Source organism: Rickettsia lanei (assembly GCF_056242675.1).
Genome location: NZ_CP172233.1, coordinates 123,420 through 144,465, shown reverse-complemented (window position 1 = coordinate 144,465; position 21,046 = coordinate 123,420). Strand labels below are relative to the sequence as shown.

The following is a 21,046-nucleotide window of genomic DNA, read 5'->3' as shown; positions in this document are numbered from 1 at the left end:
GATGGTGCAAATTAGCTAGAATTTTTTCTGATTAGTGCAATAAAAAAACCGGACGTGGTAAGAATAATTCCAAGCCAAATAAAGCTTATCATTGGCTTGTAATATATTTTAGCATGGATTATATCGTCGTCTATATTACTTAAAACTGCGTAAAGATCATATAATAAGTAAGAGTATATATCACTTTCTTGCGATAAACTCTTTTCAACTATATAAAGTCTATTTTCCGGCTTTAATATAGTTATATTACGGCTATTATCCTCAAGCCAAAATTCAGCGATTTGTCTATAATAATTTTTACCTTGAGCAAACTTAATATTTTGCAATGTTACTTTAAATTCGTTAAATGTTTTACTTGTTCCTACTCTGCCGGTAAAATCCATTTCACTTTGTAATAATGTATTCATAGTAATACTAAAACTAATTAGTGCAAAACCAAAATGCCCAAGGATCATACTAGCGTTACTTGCTTTAAGTCTATTTCTACAATAATTAGTTTTAACCAAAAGATAATGAATATTATGAAGCATAAGAAATATAGATGCGATTATAGTTAAAATCGATATAACACTAAATGTTACTTTTAATGATATTAAATAAGTAATTATTAGAGATAATATGAGAATTATAATATGTTTTTTAATAGAGCTTCTGGTAGTAAATAATCCTATGGTACCAAGAATAGGGATAACGAATATAATAAAATTATTAACAAAAAATGTTTCACTAATAATAATAGATTTATCGTCGAATAAAGAGTAAATTGGCGGATAAAGTGTGGCAGCTATTAGCACAATAAGGCTAAGAAGGAGGAATATATTACCAAGGAGTATGGGGTTTTCACAATTCGTCATTGCCAAGCCACGAAAGTGGCTGTGGCAATCTCGGTTAGTTTCCTGAGATTGCTTCGTCAATGCTAATGCATTTCCTCGCAATGATGTGGTAGTATACCACCCAATACTACCAATCCCCATAATCAAAAATATCCCAAGCAAGTATATTCGTCTCTCAGGTGAGAATACAAAAGAGTGAATTGAGGTAATAAAACCGGAACGTACTAAAAAAGCACTAAATATTACTAATAAAAAAGTAATGATGGATAAAATTACTGTCCAGTTTTGCATACGTCTGGTTTTTGTTGTTACAATTATAGAATGATGGAGCATAATTCCGGATAACCAAGGAAATAGTGAAATATTTTCTACCGGATCAAAAAACCAAAATCCGCCCCAGCCGAGTTCTCTATATGCCCACCAAGAACCAAGGCTAATTCCTATGGTAGTAAATAAGATACCGATATTGGAAAATGTTTTGAGAAGTCTTATGTCATTAATGGATTCCCGCTTTCGCGGGAATGACATAAGTGGGTATGAGAATGACATAGAGGCACAAACAATAGTAAACGGTACTACATAGCTAACATAGCCTAAATAAAGCAGAGGAGGATGGATGCTCAAAGCAATATCTTGTAGCATTGGGTTTAAGCCTAACCCTTCTTTAGGAACGAAAGAAAACACGTTAAAAGGATTGGAGGTAAAGTAAATAAAGCTGCTAAAAAATAATTGTATGGCTGATAGAATAATAATAGATAAAAATTTAAGACGGTTATCTTCAAGTAAAAATATATAACAGCAACTAACGATTTGTAATAAACAAAACCATAATAACATTGAGCCTTCGTGGCTTGACCAACTACCGGCTATTTTATATATTAAAGGTTTTAAAGTACTGGAATTTAAGAAAACATTTTGTAGTGAAAAGTCAGAGATAATAAAAGCATAGACTAGGGTAAAAAAGGCAAGTATAGTACATGAGGCAGCTATGTAGAAGGGGCAAGTAATGAGGTAGTTGTCATTCCCACGAAAGCGGCAATCCAGTCTATAAAATAGAGATTTTTTATGGATTCCCGCTTTCGCAGGAATGACATAAAAGACAAAAGACAAACCGATAACCGACAAGTACATCGTTGTTAGTAGTAAAAAATTACCGATTTCACTCACTGCTTATTGTTGCCTCGGTAGTAGGTAATACGGTAATTTTTACGCTATCAATCTTATTGGCAATTTTCTTTAAAATAATTACCTTTAAATTAAATATTTCAATTACTTCCCCTTGATTTGGAATTCTAGCAATTTTATGGATTATTAATCCTGCTATAGTGTTTGCATCTTCATCCGATAAATTCCAATCAAGTTCTCGGTTAATATCTCTAATAGTCGTAGTGCCTTTTATAATGAACTCGGTATTAGACTTCTTAATAATTTCATTATTAAGTCTATCATGTTCATCAGTAATGGGTCCTACGATTTCTTCTATAACATCTTCAAGAGTAATAATACCTAGTAGAGTACCATACTCATCTACAACACAAGCAAAATGATTATTACGTTCTCTAAATGCATGTAGCTGGTCTACTACAAGTGCATTCTCAGGGATAAACCAAGGTGGAGTTAGAAGTTTATTAATATCAACTTTTTTTGCATCATTATTATTTTCGTATAATGCTTTAAGCAAATCTTTTAGATTGAGAATCCCTATTATATTATCTCTATTATCTTGCCACAAAGGTATACGTGTATGAGCACCCGATAATAAAGTTTTAATTATCACTTCATGAGGTAGGTCGATATTAAGGGCTATAATACTACTTCTGTGAGTCATAATTTCCGATACCGTCATATTACGTATATCTAATATCCCGCCGAGCATATTACGATCAGATTTATAAACTCCGCCTTCTTGATGGTAATGCTCAATCACGCCTCTTACTTCTTCCGTTCCTGATATTTGAAGATTTAAATTAATACGAAATATGAAGCAAAATATTTTTGTAATGTAATCAAGAGCAATATTAATAGGTTTGAAAAGCTTTAAAAATATTACGATAGTTGAAGCCATTTTTAATGCTAATTGTTCAGGTTTAGCAACGGCTATTGCTTTCGGTACTACTTCGGCAAAAACAATAATTATAAAAGCCATAACGCCGGAAGCCACAATGGGTCCATTATCTCCAAGAAAGCTAATAAAGAGAGTAGTAGCAATAGTGGTACAAACAGTATTGATTAAACTATTACCTATTAATAAAGTTCCTATGACCTTTTCTTTTTTCTTAAGAACCTCTAAAATTGTTTTAGCACGCTTATTACCGGCGATTTTAAGCTTATGAATCTTCCCTGGGGAAGAAGCGGTAATAGCAGTTTCGGTAGCGGCAAATAAAGCAGATAAGGCGATCATTATTATAATAACGATCACAAGTATGGTAGTCATTCTTTGTTAAAATATAAATTAACTATAAATAATTATATTAGTAATTATAGATTTTGCCTAATGTTTTTTTGTTATCAACGACTCCTTTCAGTATCTTTTGTTTTTCGGCTGTTAATAAGATTGTGAAATTTGTTATTTGTCGATGATGTCTTGCGTGATTCTTGTCCAATCGCTATTGCTTGTTGCTGTATTAATAATGTATTAGCTTGAGCTTGCCTTAAATTTATACCTTGGTCTTTAGATTCTTCAGTAGTTAGAATTTTTTGCCCTTTAGAGAGTTTGATCGCACTATCGCATACGAACACTCCGCAATCATATACATTTGCTTGTTGCTTGGTATTTAGGTCTGTTATTTTTGCATCGGGATAAATTTCGGTAATATATTCTGTTACTTTTGGTTGAGATTCCAATGGCTCACCATAGGGATCATTATACATAAAGTTTATATTACCTTTATCATCTTTACTAGCCATTAAGAGTAACCAATGTTGATGTCCTGTATTTAGTGGTATAATTGCAGGCTTATTATCTAGTATTAAATCCTCTACTGTAACACGAAGAGTATCTTTTAGTATTTCCGGCTCTTCTAAAGAGGCATGATGAAATATAGAGAACATATTCTTATCTATATTTGCTTCCAATATATTTTTTATATCATCTTCAGTGTATAAATAAGTAGGTTGTTTTATATTTCCTGTATTATAAACACCAACTTGATCTTCAGTATTTATAACCAGTGATGATTTTTTTTCAGGTATCTGCTGTTTTGGTTCTATTACTGGTTTGGCTAATTGTTGTTCTGCTTTTAGAGATTCCTTATACATTTCCTGTGGAATTCCTAATTTTTCCCATGGTTTTTGATTATTAGCGGGAGCTTGCTGTTGCGGTGGATTTATAGAAGATGCAACAGTGGTTAGTGGTTCTTCTGTTATTGTCGGCTTTGCTTCCGTAGTTGGAGTTATTGATTCGTGAGTTTTAGGTTCTTCTTTTTTGCCGAATATTGCTTCTTTAAAACTAGTTATTATATCTTTAAAATAGTTAAAAATTCTTTTAAAAAAACCTTGCGGTTGTGGTTGGTTTGCTTTTGGAGGTTCATATGATATTGTTTGTTCTACTTGTATATCCTTAGGTCTATCATTCATAACTTTCTTTGTATTAATAAAATTAAAGTCAATAGGATTTACATCAGTTTTACCTAAATCTTTTTGAAATTGCTTAGATATTTGTGATACATATTTTTTTAAGTTTTCAGCAGCATTATTTGCATCTTTTAAGATTTCATTAATTTCGAGTTTCAATCCGTAAATTTGATCTTCAGAGGTAATACCGAATTTAGCAGTGATAAGATTTGTTGCTTCGTCTGCAGAAAGAGGCCAAGTTTCTATAATCACTCTACCGCCTTGATTTTTAGCGTTTTTTATTATTTTATCTAGCTTTTCTTTATCAGGTATTGTACCGGAAAGTAATTGATCAATGTTACGATCAGATACAAGATTGTTAAAAACAGATGTTACTAAACTTATATCCGTAATTGTAGTGGCTTTATCTTTTGGTACTATACCATCGGCTATAGATAAATTTTGATCTGCTTCATTTGTAAAAAAAACATGATCAACTTTTTTCATAATTTGCTTCCAATAAGCTTCTAGTTCAGAATTTTGGGGTAATGAATTATATTGATCAAAAGTAATAGTAGTTTTTATATTTAAATTTTGTAAATTAATTAAATCTTGTACCTTAAAAATGGGTTGTATATTATTGTTATTAAGTTGAATATTAAAAATCGGTGTTTTGCCCTTTTTGTGGGATTCTTGTAAGATCTCCGAAAAAATACGTTCTTTATCGGGTATATGTGATGCTTTATTAACTTCTAGCCGGATAATAGGCAGTTTATTTTGAGTTTCCTGCTTGTTTATTTTCTCTAATATCCGATCTTCATCTCCAAGTAACAGAGTAAATATAATAGGCCCAGCCATTACTAACCTTTATTAAAAGAATATTGGGTTCTGTGAAAATTTCTAATTGATTTGCTATTTTAAGATATTTTTGAGCAAAAATTATAAGGTTTTTGAAGGAATAGTTATTCATATTTCAAAAAAATCTTATAATTTGCAGCACAAAAGAGCCAAAATTAAATCTTTTTAGAAATCTTCACAGAATCTACATATAATTATTAGAATTTTTGAGCTTTAAATCAAGCTATATTTAATAATCTGTGTTTTAGCTTATATAATTTATCCATTTTATGTGCTAATTCATGGTTATGTGTTACCATAATAATTGCGGTATTTTGTTCTTTTGCTACTTTTAAAAATAAATTAAATACTTCATTTGTAGTTTTGGGATCTAAATTACCTGTCGGTTCATCTGCTAAAATAATTTTCGGCTTATTAATTAAGCTCCGAGCTATAGCGACCCGTTGTTGTTCTCCTCCCGATAATTCTCCAGGCATATTATAGAGTTTTTTCCCAAGCCCTAAATCATCTAATATCTTTGTTGCATCTTCTATTGCTTCTTTTTGATTAAGACCACTAATAAGCCTTGGCATAATAACATTTTCAAGAGCGGTAAAATCTTTAAGTAAGTGATGTTGTTGATAGATAAAACCTAAATAATGAAGACGAATTAGATGATATTTTTGATACTTGCTATTTGGTATGATGACTTGACCTTTTGTAGGTTTATCAAGCAAGCCGGCAATATGTAGTAAAGTTGATTTGCCGCTACCTGAAGAACCTATTATAGCGATTAATTCACCTTCATTAACCGTTAGATTAAGATCATCTAGTACTCTAACAATAGTTTTGCCTTGGCTGTAATGTTTTGAGATATTTTTTAAAATGAGGACTGTATTATTCATATCTTAGGGCATCCACGGGATTTAATTTTGAGGCTCTATAAGAAGGATAAATTGTCGCAAGAAAACACAATATTATAGATAAAGAGGTAATTAAAATAATATCCTCAGCTCTTACTTTTGAAGGTAAACTATAAAGAAAATAAATAGCTGCCTCGAAAATTTTAGTACCGGTTATACGCTCCAAATAATTCTTGATAGTTTGAATATTATAAGAAAAGGTAACACCAAGGATTACACCTAGTGTTGTGCCAAGTAATCCTATAAACATTCCGTTATAGATAAAAATAAGCATTATTTGCTTAGTGCTTGCTCCCATAGTTCTAAGAATTGCAATATCTGAAGTTTTATCTTTAACAAGCATAAATAAGCTTGAAATAATATTAAATGCGGCAACCGTAATAATTAAAGATAGAATAGTAAACATAGCCGTACGCTCAACAGCAAGAGCACTTAAAAATTGTGAATTTAAGGTTTGCCAATTAAATACATATAGGGTTGGACCTAAGAGTGATTGTATTTTATGTGAATATGTGAGAGCTTTATCGGGATCTAGACTATTAATTTCGATTAAATTAATATCGTTGCCGAGAGATAAGAAATTTTGTGCTGCGGTAAGCGGCATTAATATCGTTGTCAAATCATAATCATACATACCGCTATTGAAAATTGCTATAACTTTAAATTCTTTTGATCTTGGCATACTGCCAAAGGTGGTAGAAACTGAATTCGGTGAAATTAATCTAATCTTATCCCCAACGGTTACGCCTAAATTGCTTGCTAATTGTTCTCCGAGTGCTATTACGTTTTTGCCGTGAAAATTATCAAAACTACCAAAATTTACATTTTTAAAAATTTCATTTCTTACACTTAGATCCTTTAATTTCATACCTTTAACAAGCACACCGCTATTATTACTTTTACCAAGAGCCAAAGCTTGACCGTGAGCAATGCATGTTACATGTTTTATATAATCTTGTTTTAGGAGTTTGGCTTTAATCTCTTCATAGTTATCAATACTACCACCTTGCCGATTTATCACTATATCCCCATTTAAGCCGATAATATTTTTAGTAAGCTCTATATGAAAACCGTTCATAACGGACATGACTACTATCAATGCTGCAACGCCGATCATGACGCCCACTAAAGAAAAGGCAGAAATAATAGAAACAAACTTTTCGTTTTTCTTAGCTCTAAAATATCTGAAAGCTATCTTGAAGATAAAATTGTTATTGATCATTTGTTTATTTTTTCTTACATCCGTTTCTAGGTTATTCCTGTGTGAATTAGCTTTTTTGTCATTGTGAACAGCCGTAGGCTGCGTAGCAATCTTATGAAATAATAACAAATTCCTGAGATTGTTTCGTCAACACTTAAAGTGTTGCCTCGCAATGACGACACAATTGATGACATAAAGACATCTATACGTTACTAGAAATCTCAAAGACTTTAGCATACTTAAATAATTTAGGTAATGTTACTAACCCAAATAGTGTAACACTGGATATAGTCATGCCAAGAGGAGTAAAAGTACCGTTATATAAAAATCCTACTAATTGCAGCCCAAATGCCGTTAAAATCAATCTAGCCACAGTGAAAATAGCCGTCATACGAGCTTTACCGTCCGGAATAGCTTCTAAAAGCAATGGCCATAATATGTTAATCGGATATATCACGCCAAGAGATAATAATAAAGTAACTATTGTTATGGTTAAAGGATTATTAATATTATATACAACTAATATGCTATTGCCTAGTAGGAATAGTATTATAAATATAACTCCAAAATAGAAGCAATTTTTAATACCGAATTTTTTAAAGCAATAACCGCTTGAAAAGCTCATAATTGAGAATAGAGCTGCCATTGCTCCTTGATAAAATCCGAAATATTCTAAAGTTACACCTAAATCTTGCATATATAAAATAGGAGCAATCCCAATAAATATCCAATATCCTTGTGCAAGAAATATCATTGTAAGTATATAATATATAGCTTGTGGCGATTTGAAGATAGGTATATATTCTTTTAAAGAAGTACGTATTTTTTTATTAACTTCTCTTTTTGGAATAAATAATATACCAAGAATTAGGCTGATCAAACCTACTATAAGCAACAAAACAAAATTGCCACGCCCAGCCCCCAAAATAAATTGACATAGCTACCTATAACTGGTGCTATTGCCATAGAAAGGGCAATAGTGCCGTTTAAAATGCCCATGAATCTTTGCTGTTCTTGTACCGAATAAATATCGGCAAGAACAATATATACTAGTACTGCAACCGATGATATCCCGCATCCTTGCAAAAATCTTCCAAATAATATCGCTGCATAATTATTTGCAAATACACAAAATAAAATACCAAGATTAAAAATCAGTAAACCGAGTATAATAATCGGTCTGCGTCCGTACCTATCTCCTAAATTACCGACTATAAGCGAAGTAATACAATAAGCAGTTAGATTAACACCAAGTAGTAACTCTGTCATAAAAGTTGAAAGGTTGAATGTATCTTGTATTTCAGGAAGACTTGGAATGAATAAATCTATTTCCGCTCCAGCGAGTATTTCCATGATGATTACGGTAATAATTAATTTCATAATTAATTGTTAGTTTGAGGTTATTTTAGCAAAGTATTATTGAAGCCGCAAGCCTTGCGCGATGTCATCCCTGCGAGGCATTGTTGCATAGATACCAAGTCGTCATTGCGAGCGAACGTTAGTGAGCATGGCAATCTCAGGAATTCTTCCCAAGATTGCTTCATCAATTTACTATTGTACATTTTCTCGCAATGATGGAAAAACCGATCCACGCAACAACATTTTTGCAGGAATGACATAAATAAGGACGCAGGAATGGCAGCAAAGCCACACAACAAATTAGCTTTCTATATTCTTATAGCTTACAATAATTAGTGTATGTTTTACTAAAGAAAGAATAAATGAATACTTATGCTCGTCTAGCAATTTTTATTTATCAGGAGTATATACATGACACGATAACAGGAAGACTGAAAGGAAGTGTAAGCAGAAACTTTTAGTAATATATGTTAATAATAATGATTTCTAACATATGGGACTATTAACAAAATAAATTTTAAAGCTAATTAAATTTATTTTTACTGCAAATTATAAGGCTTTTTTAAAATAAGATTAACTATTCCTTCAAAACTCTTATTAATTTTCGCTAAAAATTCTTTTTAATTGTCAATTAAAATTATTTTGTTCCCAGTCCCTTATCAATTTTAAAAATTAATTAAAATATTACTGATTAATTCCTAAAGCTTGTTTTTGAGTATCGGTAGTATTCTCCATTACCCACTTTTGAACATCAGGACTTAACATATTATACTGATCTGCTGTTAAACTAGCAACCCAAGCTTGTTGATCGTCAGTACTCATAGCTTGTATTTGGGTTGTTGTAACTGAAGTTGGGGCAGGCATTTGCATTGATGAAGCAAATACTGAGCTCGCGAAAGTTAGAATTAATAAAATCTTTAATAAATTTTTCATTTTGTAAACCTTTTTTGTTTTGTAATTACGATTATAACAAAGCTACGGCAGCTTTCAAGCTAAATTATATTAAACATTTAAATTTTTTATACTAAGGAACTTTTATTGTAATAAATATATCAATTATATACTTTATTGTCATTCCCGCGAAAGCGGGAATCTAGTAAAAAGCGTTCAGTCTCATACCGTGGCTTGACCACGGGAGCTTGTGTCACAGATTATGCCCTAAGATACCACGCTCAAGTCGTGGTATGACATTAAGGTTGACTGGATTCCTGCTTTCGCAGGAATGACATACCCCTTTATATTGTTAACTGCTCTCTGCAAATATTTCGATAAATTTCTGAGTTTTGAGATAAATCATTATGTGATCCTTCAGCGACTACTCCTCCTTTATCTATGACTAAAATATAATCAGCTGATTCTATACTACTAATGCGATGGGCAATTGATATAATAATGTTCCCTCTCATTATTTTTTTTATAGACTCTAGTAATTTCTGTTCGCTCATCGTATCTAAAGCACTCATTGCCTCATCAAGAAGCAAAATTTGCGGCATGCGTAGTAATGCTCTAGCAATAGCTATTCTTTGTTTCTGTCCTCCTGATAATCTAACCCCTCTTTCACCGATTTTAGCATTTATACCGTCATGAAGTTTAGCAGCAAATTCTTCTATTCCTGTAATTTTTATTATCTCATTTATTTCGTCGTCGCTTGCTTCATTATTACCAAATATAATATTTGATTTTATAGTGCCGGAAAAAATGCTAGCCTCTTGAGGAACATAGGCAATTAATTTACGAATTTCAGCAGGATTTAAAAGAGTTATATCTTGATTGTTAATAAGGATAGTGCCGTTTTCTTGCCGGTAAAAACGCAGCAGTAACTGCATCACAGTACTTTTTCCTGCACCTGATCTACCTACAATACCAAGAAACTTATTGGCATTTATCTTCAAAGACATATTATTAATAATCCTTAAATTAGGTCTTGAATGATAGGTAAAATCAACATTTTTGAATTCTATCGAGATTGGATCGGAATTATTTAATTCTAAATAATTATTATGTGCTATAGGTGTCTTATCTATAATTGTAATTATTCTCTCAAGGGCTGTAACAGGTAAATGCATTTCGCTTAGTAGTTCAAAAATACCGCCACAGCTAACTCCGGCGATAATCGCATAATAAATAAACGAGATAATTTGTCCCGCAGATAAATGACCTTTCACTATATCTGAAGCTCCGATCCAAACGACTAAAGTAATCGCAAGAAATATAACGGCTATTGAAATCGCAAAGAATAAAGCACGAATTTTTAAACGGGTTTTGCAGTATATTAAATAGTTTTGTAATTTAGTGTCAAAATCGGCAATTTTGTTTATTTGATGGTTAAAAGCATAAATAGCTCTAATATTATTAAAAGTTTCATCAATATCCGATGCTAAAAGTGACTTAGATTCTAGAGCTTTTTTAGATAAAACCTTAACATGCTTGCCGAATTTAATTAAAGGAATTAATAAGATAGGAATGGTAATAATTACTATAGAAGCGAGTTTAAAGCTTTCAAAAAACATTAATGTAATGCTGCCAATTAGCATCACCGAATTGCGAATAAAAAAAGATAAGAAATTAACGATGAGAGTAGATATTTGATCTATATCATTTGTTAGGCGTGAAATTATATCGCCGATTTTTAGTTCTTCAAACTCCTCAATTTCATAATTAATTAAATTACTATAAGCTTCTTTTCTTATTTGATTAACTGTCTTTTCAGCAACATTATTGATAAAATATGAACGAAAAAAACTAGCAATACTTAAGATGATAATTAATAAACAAATATATAATATAGATTTATCAACCGATAAAATATGGTCTTTGCTCAAGCCTTTATCAACTAAATTTCTAAAAACACTACCGATTAGTAATAATGAAGCTGATACGCTAAGTAAAGAGATCATAACGATGATCAAATCTTTTTTATAGAACCTTAGATATTTAGCTAGTCTATATAAAAGTTTGATATCCATAAGAAAAAAATGTCATTGCGAGCGACTGTAGGCGTTGTTGCATGGATGTCAAATCGTCATTGCAAGGAGCGAAGCGACGTGGCAATCCAGAAAAATAACAAAAAAGTACTAACTTTAGCATTTTTTACTGGATTGCTTCGTCAATTACTTTGTAATTTTCTTCGCAATGATGATTTGGTAACCACACAACAATTCCAAAATATGGGGCGAGTGACGGGATTCGAACCCGTGACCCTCAGAACCACAACCTGATGCTCTAACCAACTGAGCTACACCCGCCATAAATTAACAACATAAATTTAGATTATCAGAAGGAGTTAGTCAAGAATATTTATTGTATTAACATATATTATTTGACTTATATATTATAACTATATATAGTTACAACATGAATCAGTATATAAAACTTATAAAGAAAGCTAAACAAAATCCTAAAGGATTCAGTTTCTCTGATTCATACTTTAATGACTAAGTGCGGTTGGGTTAAAGATAGGCAAAAAGGTAGCCATCAGATTTGGTACTTGCCCAAAGGAAATAGGTTATCTATTCACACTTTTGGAAATATGGAAAAAGAATATCAAGTTCGACCATTTTTAAACTTTGCAAAAGGAAATGAAGATGAAAACAAATGATACATTTGATGGGTTTACTATAGAACTTTTTAAAGATACGGATGGAGATTGGCTAGCAAGGTTTGAAGAGCTACCGAATGTATCAGCTTTTGGTAATTCGCCTGAAAAAGCATTGCAAGAATTACAACAAGCTTGGACTTTAATGAAAGAAAGTTATATAAGTCATAATCAATCTATCCCCTTAGCTCCGTCTAGGAAAGAGTATAGCGGACAGTTTAATGTTAGAGTAGATAAACGTGTGCATCGAGCTTTAGTACTTGAAGCACTTAGAGCAAAAATTAGTTTAAATGCTTTAGTATCTCAAAAATTAACTTTATCGGTAAAACAATGAAAAAAAAAGCAGTGATTTTATTAAGCGGTGGACCTGATTCTACTACGGTTCTTGAGATAGTTAGCAAAACGGATTATGAAATTTATGCTCTAAGTTTTAATTATCATAGACGCAATAGTCTGGAAGTCCAAAAAATCCAAGGATTAATTAAAGATTATAATGTAAAACAACATAGGGTTATTAATATTGATTTGCAGTCATTTATCGGTTCTGCATTGACTGATGATAATATAGATGTACCAAAATTTAAAAACACAGATCAATTACCAAGTGACATACCGGTTACTTATGTACCGGCACGTAATACAATATTTTTAAGCTACGCACTAGGAGTTGCTGAGGTTATAGGAGCTAGAGATATTTTTATTGGGGTACACACTAATGATTATACTAACTATCCTGATTGTCGTCCTGAATATATAAAATCTTTTGAAACAATGGCAAATTTAGCAACTAGGGTAGGAGTAAATGGAGAAAAAATTACTATCCATGCTCCTTTAATAAATATGACCAAAGAGCAAATAATTAAAAAAGGGCTTGAGCTTGGAGTAGATTATAGTAAAACAATATCATGTTATGATCCAACAGAAGACGGTTTATCTTGTGGTCAATGTCTATCATGCATTGTACGACTTGATGCTTTTAAAAAGAATAATGTACAAGACCCGATTCAGTATGTATAATTATAGATATATACTCATAAATAAAATTAATAATAAAATAATATGAAGTAAATTTGTATACAAGGTGGAAACCGTTGTTCACCTTGTATACTCATTATTTACAAATCTTCTGTATAATATGAATATGCAATATTTATATTATACAGAAAAATAGTTAGTATATATGATAAATAGAGGACATTTATATGCCCCTTTTCCTGTGCTTGATTTAAACGATATAGTTTTACGAGAGTTAGTCGCGGAGGATGCACAAGATTATTTTAATTATATGAGTAAGCCGGAAATGGCTATTTATATAACTGATAGCAATAGGCCTAAAGACGTAGAAGAAGCCGGAGAGGAAATACGTTATTGGTCTAGTTTATATAAAAATCATAGAAGTTTTTATTGGGGAATTGCCATTAAAGACGATAATAAATTAATAGGTACTGCCGGTTTTAATATAATAAATCTAGAGCATCATAGAGCAGAAATAAGTTATGATCTAGATCCTAATTTTTGGGGTCAAGGTATGATGTTAAAATCTATAAAGAATATTTTAAAATTTGCTGATTATATTGGTATTATAAGAGTACAAGCAACAGTAATTACTGATAATTTTCGTTCAATTAATCTTCTTGAGAGATGCGGTTTTGCTAGGGAAGGAATTCTTAAAAAATACGAAATAGTTGCAAATGAGCATAAAGATTATTATATATACGCAAGAGTACTATAGTAAGAATTGTTAAAATAAACATAAAAAAGAAAGTTAATGGTAGTAGAAGCTGATAAAAAAGCATTGATTTGTTCGTTTTGTAGTAAAAAACAACATGAAGTAAAAAAACTGATAGCAGGTCCTGCAGTATTTATTTGTGATGAATGTATAGATTTATGTACAGATATTATGAAAGAAGAAAATAAAGTTGCTTTAAAGCAAATTACTTCTTCAATTCCAACGCCGCAAAAAATATGTGGCATTCTAAATGATTATGTAGTTGGGCAAGATCAAGCGAAAAAGATTTTAGCAGTAGCGGTTTATAACCATTATAAGAGGCTTGAATATGTACAATCCGGCAATAATGACGTTGAGCTTAATAAGTCGAATATCTTACTGATCGGTCCTACCGGTTCAGGCAAAACTGTACTTGCTCAAACGCTTGCTAAAATTTTAGACGTACCTTTTACTATGGCGGATGCTACTTCTTTAACGGAAGCCGGGTATGTCGGTGAAGATGTTGAGAATATATTACTACGTTTATTGATAGCATCTGAGTTTAATATAGCAAAAGCACAAAAAGGTATAATTTATATTGACGAGGTTGATAAAATTGCCCGTAAATCGGAGAATCCTTCTATTACACGGGATGTATCGGGTGAAGGAGTACAGCAGGCATTACTTAAAATTATGGAAGGAACAGTTGCTTCCGTGCCTCCTCAAGGCGGTAGGAAACACCCACAACAAGATTTCGTACAGTTAGATACTTCAAATATCTTATTTATTTGTGGTGGTGCTTTTATGGGGATTGATAGCATTATAACCTCAAGAACTAATCATAGTTCTATAGGCTTTGCAGCTAACGTAAATATAGATAAAGAGAAAAATAATAGTGAGATTCTTAAATCCCTAGAGATTGAGGATTTAACTAAATTCGGTTTAATTCCTGAATTTATCGGTAGATTACCTATTGTTACTACTTTAGATGAGTTAGACAAAGAAGCTTTAATTACAATTTTAACTAAGCCTAAGAACGCCATAGTAAAGCAATATCAGAAACAATTTGAGCTTGATGATGCTGAGCTTGTAATTGATGATTCAGCCTTAGAAACTATTGCCGAAAAAGCTCTAGCTAAAAAGACGGGAGCAAGAGGACTTCGTTCAATACTTGAGCATCTTTTGCTTGATAGTATGTATAAAGTTGCCGAGCTAAAAAAACAGCGTGTTACTATTACAAAAGAGGTAGTTAACGGCTTAGTCGAACCGATAATGACCTCTCTCATTTCTACAAAATCAAACAAAAAACAACCGATTATTGCAGATATACCGGCGTAAATATTATTTCTTCTCTATGTCATTCCCGCGTAGGCGGGAATCCAGAAAAATAACTTCAATATTGATGTAAGAAGTGATACATGTGATAAAGTAAACCTATACAACATCAGTTTTTTATATGTTTTACTGGATTCCCGCCTACGCGGGAATGACATAAACAAGCCTGCAACAAGACCTACGACTGCTCACAATGATGGGTGGGTATCCACACAACAACGCTGGCTTGACCACAGGACAATACTAATTTAGTATAAAATTTATCCTAAACTAGTATTATAGCGGTTTAAATACCATTAAGAAAAAAATAATACTCAAACTGATAAATACCGGCCAGCCTAGGTAGAATCATAATTTAAATAATTTATAATATTTTTCCGGTAGGGGAATTCACGGTTTTAATGCTTCAAGTGCCATATTTCGTAGTGGAATTTGAATCCATACCACCAGAAGCCAACAACTACCGGCGATGATGTATCCGCTATAAGTTAAGGTAAGCCATAAATCAAAATAATTATAGCCAAGCATATTTACTAATATTATGCCGCTAACCGGTTGAATTATCACAGTTGGAGTAGTAAAAAGAAGATCAGCTATTGTAGTGCGAGTTGCATATGCCGTTGCATTCAAATCACCGGTTTTATTTGCCACCACATAAAAACAGCAGTACCAATTCCAGTACCAAATCAAGTGGTAGAGCTAATAATATGCATAGTTTTTATAAAAAGATAATCCATTATTTATCTCGTTCTATTGCCATGAATACTAAAGTAAGTAATATTACTGGCATATTTTTAAATATCGGCCAAGCGGATCTAGCCACAATATTGGCTTAAGATATGTTAATAGTAGAGTATACTAGTATTAATAAAATTTGTAAACTACATATCCTATTTATTGTATTTTTGATAATTAATAGAATGCTAAGAATAATATCTGTAAAGCAGCTTCCATATAATATGTAAGGTGCTATTTGTTTATCAAATCCTAGTGATATTATAATTTGCATACTAGCATCATAAACAAAAATGCTTGAAATAATTCCTGTCATTATCCAAAATAGTCCTAAGACAATTTTTATTATAGGTTTTAAAAAATAAAGCCTAGCTGCCATATGGATTGTACGGTTAAAGGTTCGGTTGCAAAACCTTGTTGCAAGTTTCTAGGGATTATAGAAGTAAAATCAATAAAATCTTTTTTATCAGCAATATTAGGTTGAAGTAACATATATTATACGCAGTAGAATTAATGGGTCCTATTTTTAGACAATCCCCTAATTTAGCTGCTATTTTAATGAATATTAAAGAAATTTTTATTAGTCTTCCATGACTCCAAGCCATTTTCTGAATCCAAGCAAGATATCCTTCATGTTCACTATGTCTGGTCCAACTATTTTTAATAATGTGTGGATTTTTCCTTCCCTTTCTATACAGTGAATAATTACTTTCGTTAAATCATCAATATGAATAGGTTGAAATTGTTGTAAACCATCACCTATTAAAGGAATAAAATACGGTAATGTTGCAAGAGCCCTAAATAGCGAGGTACCACCATAACAACCGCTTGCGTAAACAAGAGACGGTTGTAAAATTATCCAGTCTATATTTCTAATTTTTGTACATATGCTTCAGCTGCTTTTTTAGTTAAAGCATAAGCAGTGTTTTTTTCATCATCTATTCCAAGAGCTGAAATATGAATAATTCTTTGTACGTTAGTAAGGGTGCAAGCCTTAAATAGAGCCTTTGGATCATTGACATGAACATTGCCAATATTATTGCATGACTAGACTTTAACACACCTGATACATTAATAACTATATCTATGTTATTTAATCTATTTATCCAGCTTTGTGGTGTTAGGTCTATATTAAAATCACAGTATATCACTTCTGCAGTAGGGAATTTTTCCTGGTCGATTCAACATCTCTAACACAGCATATTACTTTATAATTATTCTTTAATAATTCAGTTGTAATATATGATCCAATCAAGCCGTTAGCTCCTGTTACTAGTATTCTCATTATAATATAAACGATTCAGGTACTGTTTTTATATCATTAATCAGATCCTGTTGCCAATAGAAGATAAAAAAGGATATGTTATGTCTACAACTATTGTTTTTTTGGTGAAAAACTTTTATAACCCAATCCTCTTCTCTCTTATCATAAACTGGGGTTGCTCGTGTGTGACTTTAATGTTAAAATAATTAAAGATTATAAATGATTATATATAAAAGATTTGAATAAATATTATGAGATGTTTATATTTTTAATATTTATTTAATTGAAATTATGAGTAATACACTAGAAGTAATAATACAATATTATAATGATATATCAAATTTAGGCGTAAGATTATGGAAAACTACTACAGCACTTGCTAGTTTTAATTTAGGTGAGTAGAAAACAAGAATATCATTGATGCTATGCTAGATGATATAGGGGATATAAATTTATTAGGTTTTAGTACCCTAGTTACTAAAGTCCAAGTGTTTTTAAAAAATAATTTAGATCAATCTGAACACTTGATTAAAGCAGCCAAAGAAATCGATGCTATGGCATATCCTCTGACGAGAGAATATTTTTCGCTATATAGCTAAAGCAATATTACTTACAAATACTTTAAATGCGCCTTCCTCGTATGAAAACGAGTTTAATATAGTAAAAAAAGCTCATTTAAATTTTGCAAATTATCTTAATGCATTAGAGCCAAGTCTTACTAGAATAGAAAAAGCTAGTGATAAGTATAATGAAGATCACAAAATTGCTTCTTGGTTAACCGAAAAATCAGCTTTAGTTAGTAATCATTCAGGCAAAATAGCAATTACTTATGTTTCTCTTATAGTGGGTGTAATTGCTTTACGTTCATATGTAATTGACGAAAAGGATCCTTGGTATGAATTATGTGCTTTACCGACCACTAACCTTGCGATGCTACAAATTTTATTATCTTTCCCGGTACGGTCTTATCAAATAGACAAACTAAAGAGATGAATAATAATATGTTTCAAGCATTAGAAAATAACAATGACAATGCTGAAGATGTTAAATTTTTATTTGATCATACTCCAAGCTTTGCTAATGATGCCGTAAATACAACTGCGATTTGTTTTAGATATGCTGCTAATTTAGGGTTGCAGCCTATTGATTTATTAAATAATTATACTATTAATCGTATAATTGTATATACGGGCTTTACGATGGTATACAGTTGCAGGAGTAGTAGAAGAACAAAGTAAAGTTACAAATTTTATGCAAAATAAATGAATTAAATTTTTGCATGATAAAATTGTACCGGCTTTAATTGAGCATAAGCAATTTACAGCTGAAGAAATTAAACCATATTTTCAGTTACTATATAAACATTCCAAAACAGATAAGAATACGCAAATAAAACTTCAGGCAATATATAATAAACTTACCAATCAAGATATAGATTTTAACAATATTGAATCAGACATTAGTATCTATCATGGATGGAAGAGTACTGCTATATGTTCGGCAATAGCCACACTGATTTTGGATTATATCTGTTTTTATTTTCGTAATCCAGTATTAGGATTTTATGAAGATCCAATGTTTTATGCATCAACTTCTGTTAAATTCATGCGTCTTGCTTCTTTATATTAGTATCAACATATTACGGCAATAAAGTTATAGAAAATATCACCAACAAAACATTAACTAATGATGTGTTTTTTCAAAAGTTTTACTATAATGATGCGGCAAGATTGACCGTAGCGATAGTACCTTTAATAATGTTTGAGTCTATTAAAGATTTAAAATTCTTAAGTCTTGCAACTTTAATAGATGTTTTAACAACTGTTATATAGGATTTCAATGTCGGCAAGGCAATTAGTAGTGCAGGCAAGAATATTGCCGAGAAAACCGCTACTACCCTTACTTGGCTTAATAAGGTTACCTCAGGCACAAACGATGCTACAGTTATTGATATTGATCCTACAGGAAGAAGTACCATGCTTAGAGGTTTTGTGGACACTGCTAATTGATTTGCTATTTTGCAGCAAAAAATAGCCAAAATTAAATCTTTTTAGAAATGTCTACAAAACCTCGATTAAGGTTGTAAAATTTACGTTATTTAATGTGCTCTTCCCATTTCAAATATAATTGAATCTTCAGAATTAAGTGTTGCATATATTCAAAAAGGCGAGGTGACATAGGACTGCACTGCGCTATGCATAAAAGCTTGGTACATTATCAATCTCTAAAGTAAAGTTTTTGCTATATTCAAGAAGTTTTTGAGCAGCTTTTAAGTGTATCAAATAACCTGTAGTTGTATTAAAGTAACCACCATGACCTATCTTCTTTAAATACGGCTTATTGTAAATATTATAAAATATTTTGTTTTTAGAATGTGACAAGGACAAATAAATTAAATCCCAGTCGGTAGGTAAATGTTTAAGCATTGTTAAAAATTTATTACGGAAATCGTCATTTAGTATAGCATCATCTTCTATTATTAGGGCATAAGGTATATTGTCTTTAACCATTTTAAGTCAAATTTCTCTATGGTTACAATAACAACCGAGTTCACCTGCAGTTAAAGTATGATTTAATATTTTGCTATCGGAATAATAATTTATATTTTCCGAAGGACAAAGTACAGTATAACCATTATTAAGGGATAAAAGAGTAGGGTTATTTTGTACATCTAATCCGGTAAATCTTTTTCCCCCTGAATCTGTTATAGATAAATTATAACCGTCTACTGCACTAAACCTTTCATAGAATAAATTATTATTGTCGAATTGTTTACTAATATTGTTATATCTATCAGTGCTGCGTAGGTTTACTATAAAAATTTTAATATCTTTTTCTTCAAGTGGAGCAAGAACCTATTTGATAAGTTTTTAATAAAAAGTAATGATAAACAAATAATTATAATTGATATTATAAAAATAGTTTTTAATTTGTATTTAATAAAGGTAATTTTTTCTTAATTATTAAATACAAATTAAAAACTTTTCTTTTACTGCGATGTAATTATTTTCTGAAGCCGGTATATATATCTTATAATATTTTTCATCATCTTTATCAACAGAAATAATATAATTATATAAATCTTCTTCTGAATAATCTTTAGCAAATATTACTGAATTAGGGTTTACATCCCGCTTACTACTTTTTTATACAGCGACAATTTATGAAAAAATCGATTTTTCTTGCTATGCAGCCGTCGTTCTCAGGATCTTCTATACCGTTAGAGACTAAGAAACAAGCAAAATACGTTTTGTTCGGATTGTATTTTGAGCGTTTATATTCAAGTACTGATGTCATTAGTACAATACATATAATATAAAGGTATTCTTATATAATTTGGATGCTCTATATAATCAAAACCTATAGATATATCATAATTTTCTAGCTTTGGTCTCACCGATTCACCGGTAAAAAATATCTTTATACTATCTTTATACTATCTTTATTACTAATAGTTCTTTGACCAAAAACACTATCAATAATAAGGTCATAATTGTTATGATCTATAACAATTGTTCGTCCGTTTTCTTCAATGATTTCTTTTATCATCGGTAGCTTGTCTATTGTAAAGCCCGGCCACATATTAATAAAACGCACCCTTATAGCATGTTTGTTTTCTTTTTTAGGAGCTTTAATCTTATATGCTTACACATAGTAACAATATGGCTATACACATTATGGAAAGTTTTTTTAACATTTAAATT

General features: G+C 31.3%; 21 protein-coding genes, 1 tRNA gene and 3 pseudogenes. 9 read left to right on the top strand and 16 right to left on the bottom strand.

Annotated elements, in window-relative coordinates; translation table 11 throughout:
* Positions 1 to 11: 11 nt before the first annotated feature.
* From ACHBLB_RS00935 to ACHBLB_RS00895, 9 genes and pseudogenes are all read right to left on the bottom strand, one after another.
* Positions 12 to 2,000: a heme lyase CcmF/NrfE family subunit gene (locus tag ACHBLB_RS00935; RefSeq protein ID WP_475841964.1), complete on the bottom strand. Its 1,989-nt coding sequence runs from the start codon at positions 1,998 to 2,000 to the stop codon at positions 12 to 14.
* Entirely contained in the window at positions 1,993 to 3,267 is a 1,275-nt protein-coding gene (locus ACHBLB_RS00930) for an HlyC/CorC family transporter (protein WP_475841961.1), read from the bottom strand. The genes ACHBLB_RS00935 and ACHBLB_RS00930 overlap by 8 nt, the downstream gene beginning before the upstream one ends.
* Positions 3,268 to 3,341: 74 nt before the next feature.
* Positions 3,342 to 5,243, bottom strand: coding sequence for a Ulp1 family isopeptidase (locus ACHBLB_RS00925; protein WP_475841959.1), 1,902 nt, complete (start codon positions 5,241 to 5,243; stop codon positions 3,342 to 3,344).
* 218 nt (positions 5,244 to 5,461) lie between these two features.
* Positions 5,462 to 6,127 carry an ABC transporter ATP-binding protein gene (locus ACHBLB_RS00920; RefSeq protein ID WP_475841957.1) on the bottom strand — a complete coding sequence of 222 codons (666 nt, stop codon included), beginning with the start codon at positions 6,125 to 6,127 and terminating at the stop codon, positions 5,462 to 5,464.
* Positions 6,120 to 7,367: a lipoprotein-releasing ABC transporter permease subunit gene (locus ACHBLB_RS00915; RefSeq protein WP_475842698.1), complete on the bottom strand. Its 1,248-nt coding sequence runs from the start codon at positions 7,365 to 7,367 to the stop codon at positions 6,120 to 6,122. The genes ACHBLB_RS00920 and ACHBLB_RS00915 overlap by 8 nt, the downstream gene beginning before the upstream one ends.
* A gap of 181 nt (positions 7,368 to 7,548) precedes the next feature.
* Positions 7,549 to 8,726: pseudogene (locus ACHBLB_RS00910) on the bottom strand (multidrug effflux MFS transporter).
* Between the two features lie 663 nt (positions 8,727 to 9,389).
* Positions 9,390 to 9,638, bottom strand: coding sequence for a DUF2673 domain-containing protein (locus ACHBLB_RS00905; protein ID WP_012151209.1), 249 nt, complete (start codon positions 9,636 to 9,638; stop codon positions 9,390 to 9,392).
* 302 nt (positions 9,639 to 9,940) lie between these two features.
* The gene (locus tag ACHBLB_RS00900) at positions 9,941 to 11,671 is read right to left on the bottom strand and encodes an ABC transporter ATP-binding protein (RefSeq protein ID WP_475841955.1); all 1,731 of its coding nucleotides are present in this window, start codon (positions 11,669 to 11,671) and stop codon (positions 9,941 to 9,943) included.
* Positions 11,672 to 11,873: 202 nt separating this feature from the next.
* Positions 11,874 to 11,950, bottom strand: a tRNA-His gene (locus ACHBLB_RS00895).
* A gap of 185 nt (positions 11,951 to 12,135) precedes the next feature.
* Here ACHBLB_RS00895 and ACHBLB_RS00890 point away from each other — a divergent pair.
* The 5 genes from ACHBLB_RS00890 to clpX all read left to right on the top strand — a co-directional run bounded on the left by ACHBLB_RS00890 (position 12,136) and on the right by clpX (position 15,346).
* Positions 12,136 to 12,303, top strand: a complete 168-nt coding sequence (locus ACHBLB_RS00890) for a type II toxin-antitoxin system HicA family toxin (protein WP_004997648.1) — start codon at positions 12,136 to 12,138, stop codon at positions 12,301 to 12,303.
* Entirely contained in the window at positions 12,290 to 12,634 is a 345-nt protein-coding gene (locus tag ACHBLB_RS00885; RefSeq protein ID WP_012151206.1) for a type II toxin-antitoxin system HicB family antitoxin, read from the top strand. The genes ACHBLB_RS00890 and ACHBLB_RS00885 overlap by 14 nt, the downstream gene beginning before the upstream one ends.
* Positions 12,631 to 13,317 carry a 7-cyano-7-deazaguanine synthase QueC gene (gene queC, locus ACHBLB_RS00880; protein WP_475841952.1) on the top strand — a complete coding sequence of 229 codons (687 nt, stop codon included), beginning with the start codon at positions 12,631 to 12,633 and terminating at the stop codon, positions 13,315 to 13,317. The genes ACHBLB_RS00885 and queC overlap by 4 nt, the downstream gene beginning before the upstream one ends.
* A 163-nt stretch (positions 13,318 to 13,480) precedes the next feature.
* Positions 13,481 to 14,032, top strand: coding sequence for a GNAT family N-acetyltransferase (locus tag ACHBLB_RS00875; RefSeq protein WP_014363222.1), 552 nt, complete (start codon positions 13,481 to 13,483; stop codon positions 14,030 to 14,032).
* A gap of 36 nt (positions 14,033 to 14,068) precedes the next feature.
* A complete protein-coding gene (gene clpX / locus ACHBLB_RS00870) occupies positions 14,069 to 15,346 on the top strand; it encodes an ATP-dependent Clp protease ATP-binding subunit ClpX (protein ID WP_475841950.1) in 1,278 nt (425 codons plus the stop codon).
* Between the two features lie 387 nt (positions 15,347 to 15,733).
* Here clpX and ACHBLB_RS00865 read toward each other — a convergent pair whose 3' ends face one another.
* The 4 genes from ACHBLB_RS00865 to ACHBLB_RS00850 form a co-directional block, all read right to left on the bottom strand.
* Positions 15,734 to 15,994: a DUF2269 family protein gene (locus ACHBLB_RS00865; protein WP_475841948.1), complete on the bottom strand. Its 261-nt coding sequence runs from the start codon at positions 15,992 to 15,994 to the stop codon at positions 15,734 to 15,736.
* A gap of 181 nt (positions 15,995 to 16,175) precedes the next feature.
* Complete coding sequence (locus ACHBLB_RS00860) at positions 16,176 to 16,352, bottom strand: DoxX-like family protein (protein ID WP_475842695.1); 177 nt, start codon at positions 16,350 to 16,352, stop codon at positions 16,176 to 16,178.
* Between the two features lie 80 nt (positions 16,353 to 16,432).
* Positions 16,433 to 16,570, bottom strand: a complete 138-nt coding sequence (locus ACHBLB_RS00855) for a hypothetical protein (protein ID WP_475841946.1) — start codon at positions 16,568 to 16,570, stop codon at positions 16,433 to 16,435.
* Between the two features lie 655 nt (positions 16,571 to 17,225).
* Positions 17,226 to 17,363: an NAD-dependent epimerase/dehydratase family protein gene (locus ACHBLB_RS00850; protein WP_475841944.1), complete on the bottom strand. Its 138-nt coding sequence runs from the start codon at positions 17,361 to 17,363 to the stop codon at positions 17,226 to 17,228.
* Positions 17,364 to 17,767: 404 nt separating this feature from the next.
* Between ACHBLB_RS00850 and ACHBLB_RS00845 the strand changes: the two genes are divergently transcribed.
* The 4 genes and pseudogenes from ACHBLB_RS00845 (at position 17,768) to ACHBLB_RS00830 (ending at position 19,376) form a co-directional block, all read left to right on the top strand.
* Positions 17,768 to 17,941, top strand: coding sequence for a hypothetical protein (locus tag ACHBLB_RS00845; RefSeq protein ID WP_475841942.1), 174 nt, complete (start codon positions 17,768 to 17,770; stop codon positions 17,939 to 17,941).
* Between the two features lie 390 nt (positions 17,942 to 18,331).
* Positions 18,332 to 18,580 (top strand): hypothetical protein, encoded by a 249-nt coding sequence (locus tag ACHBLB_RS00840; RefSeq protein ID WP_475841940.1) that lies wholly within the window; start codon positions 18,332 to 18,334, stop codon positions 18,578 to 18,580.
* Positions 18,581 to 18,617: 37 nt separating this feature from the next.
* Positions 18,618 to 18,971 (top strand): hypothetical protein, encoded by a 354-nt coding sequence (locus tag ACHBLB_RS00835; RefSeq protein ID WP_475841938.1) that lies wholly within the window; start codon positions 18,618 to 18,620, stop codon positions 18,969 to 18,971.
* Positions 18,972 to 19,099: 128 nt separating this feature from the next.
* A pseudogene (locus tag ACHBLB_RS00830) lies at positions 19,100 to 19,376 on the top strand (hypothetical protein).
* 158 nt (positions 19,377 to 19,534) lie between these two features.
* Here ACHBLB_RS00830 and ACHBLB_RS00825 read toward each other — a convergent pair.
* The 3 genes and pseudogenes from ACHBLB_RS00825 to ACHBLB_RS00815 all read right to left on the bottom strand — a co-directional run bounded on the left by ACHBLB_RS00825 (position 19,535) and on the right by ACHBLB_RS00815 (position 20,924).
* Positions 19,535 to 20,122 (bottom strand): annotated as a pseudogene (locus ACHBLB_RS00825) (glycosyltransferase family 25 protein).
* Between the two features lie 500 nt (positions 20,123 to 20,622).
* On the bottom strand, positions 20,623 to 20,739 hold the full coding sequence (locus ACHBLB_RS00820) for a hypothetical protein (RefSeq protein ID WP_475841936.1): 117 nt from the start codon (positions 20,737 to 20,739) through the stop codon (positions 20,623 to 20,625).
* A gap of 23 nt (positions 20,740 to 20,762) precedes the next feature.
* The gene (locus ACHBLB_RS00815) at positions 20,763 to 20,924 is read right to left on the bottom strand and encodes a hypothetical protein (protein WP_475841934.1); all 162 of its coding nucleotides are present in this window, start codon (positions 20,922 to 20,924) and stop codon (positions 20,763 to 20,765) included.
* Positions 20,925 to 21,046: the final 122 nt, after the last annotated feature.

Coding starts and splice junctions, on each gene's coding strand:
- ACHBLB_RS00930 (WP_475841961.1), bottom strand. CDS start 3,267: ATGACTACCATACTTGTGATCGTTATTATAATAATGATCGCCTTATCT.
- ACHBLB_RS00925 (WP_475841959.1), bottom strand. CDS start 5,243: ATGGCTGGGCCTATTATATTTACTCTGTTACTTGGAGATGAAGATCGG.
- ACHBLB_RS00920 (WP_475841957.1), bottom strand. CDS start 6,127: ATGAATAATACAGTCCTCATTTTAAAAAATATCTCAAAACATTACAGC.
- ACHBLB_RS00915 (WP_475842698.1), bottom strand. CDS start 7,367: ATGATCAATAACAATTTTATCTTCAAGATAGCTTTCAGATATTTTAGA.
- ACHBLB_RS00905 (WP_012151209.1), bottom strand. CDS start 9,638: ATGAAAAATTTATTAAAGATTTTATTAATTCTAACTTTCGCGAGCTCA.
- ACHBLB_RS00900 (WP_475841955.1), bottom strand. CDS start 11,671: ATGGATATCAAACTTTTATATAGACTAGCTAAATATCTAAGGTTCTAT.
- ACHBLB_RS00890 (WP_004997648.1), top strand. CDS start 12,136: ATGACTAAGTGCGGTTGGGTTAAAGATAGGCAAAAAGGTAGCCATCAG.
- ACHBLB_RS00885 (WP_012151206.1), top strand. CDS start 12,290: ATGAAAACAAATGATACATTTGATGGGTTTACTATAGAACTTTTTAAA.
- queC (WP_475841952.1), top strand. CDS start 12,631: ATGAAAAAAAAAGCAGTGATTTTATTAAGCGGTGGACCTGATTCTACT.
- ACHBLB_RS00875 (WP_014363222.1), top strand. CDS start 13,481: ATGATAAATAGAGGACATTTATATGCCCCTTTTCCTGTGCTTGATTTA.
- clpX (WP_475841950.1), top strand. CDS start 14,069: ATGGTAGTAGAAGCTGATAAAAAAGCATTGATTTGTTCGTTTTGTAGT.
- ACHBLB_RS00860 (WP_475842695.1), bottom strand. CDS start 16,352: ATGCAAATTATAATATCACTAGGATTTGATAAACAAATAGCACCTTAC.
- ACHBLB_RS00855 (WP_475841946.1), bottom strand. CDS start 16,570: ATGTTACTTCAACCTAATATTGCTGATAAAAAAGATTTTATTGATTTT.
- ACHBLB_RS00850 (WP_475841944.1), bottom strand. CDS start 17,363: ATGAGAATACTAGTAACAGGAGCTAACGGCTTGATTGGATCATATATT.
- ACHBLB_RS00845 (WP_475841942.1), top strand. CDS start 17,768: ATGCTAGATGATATAGGGGATATAAATTTATTAGGTTTTAGTACCCTA.
- ACHBLB_RS00840 (WP_475841940.1), top strand. CDS start 18,332: ATGAATAATAATATGTTTCAAGCATTAGAAAATAACAATGACAATGCT.
- ACHBLB_RS00815 (WP_475841934.1), bottom strand. CDS start 20,924: ATGTGGCCGGGCTTTACAATAGACAAGCTACCGATGATAAAAGAAATC.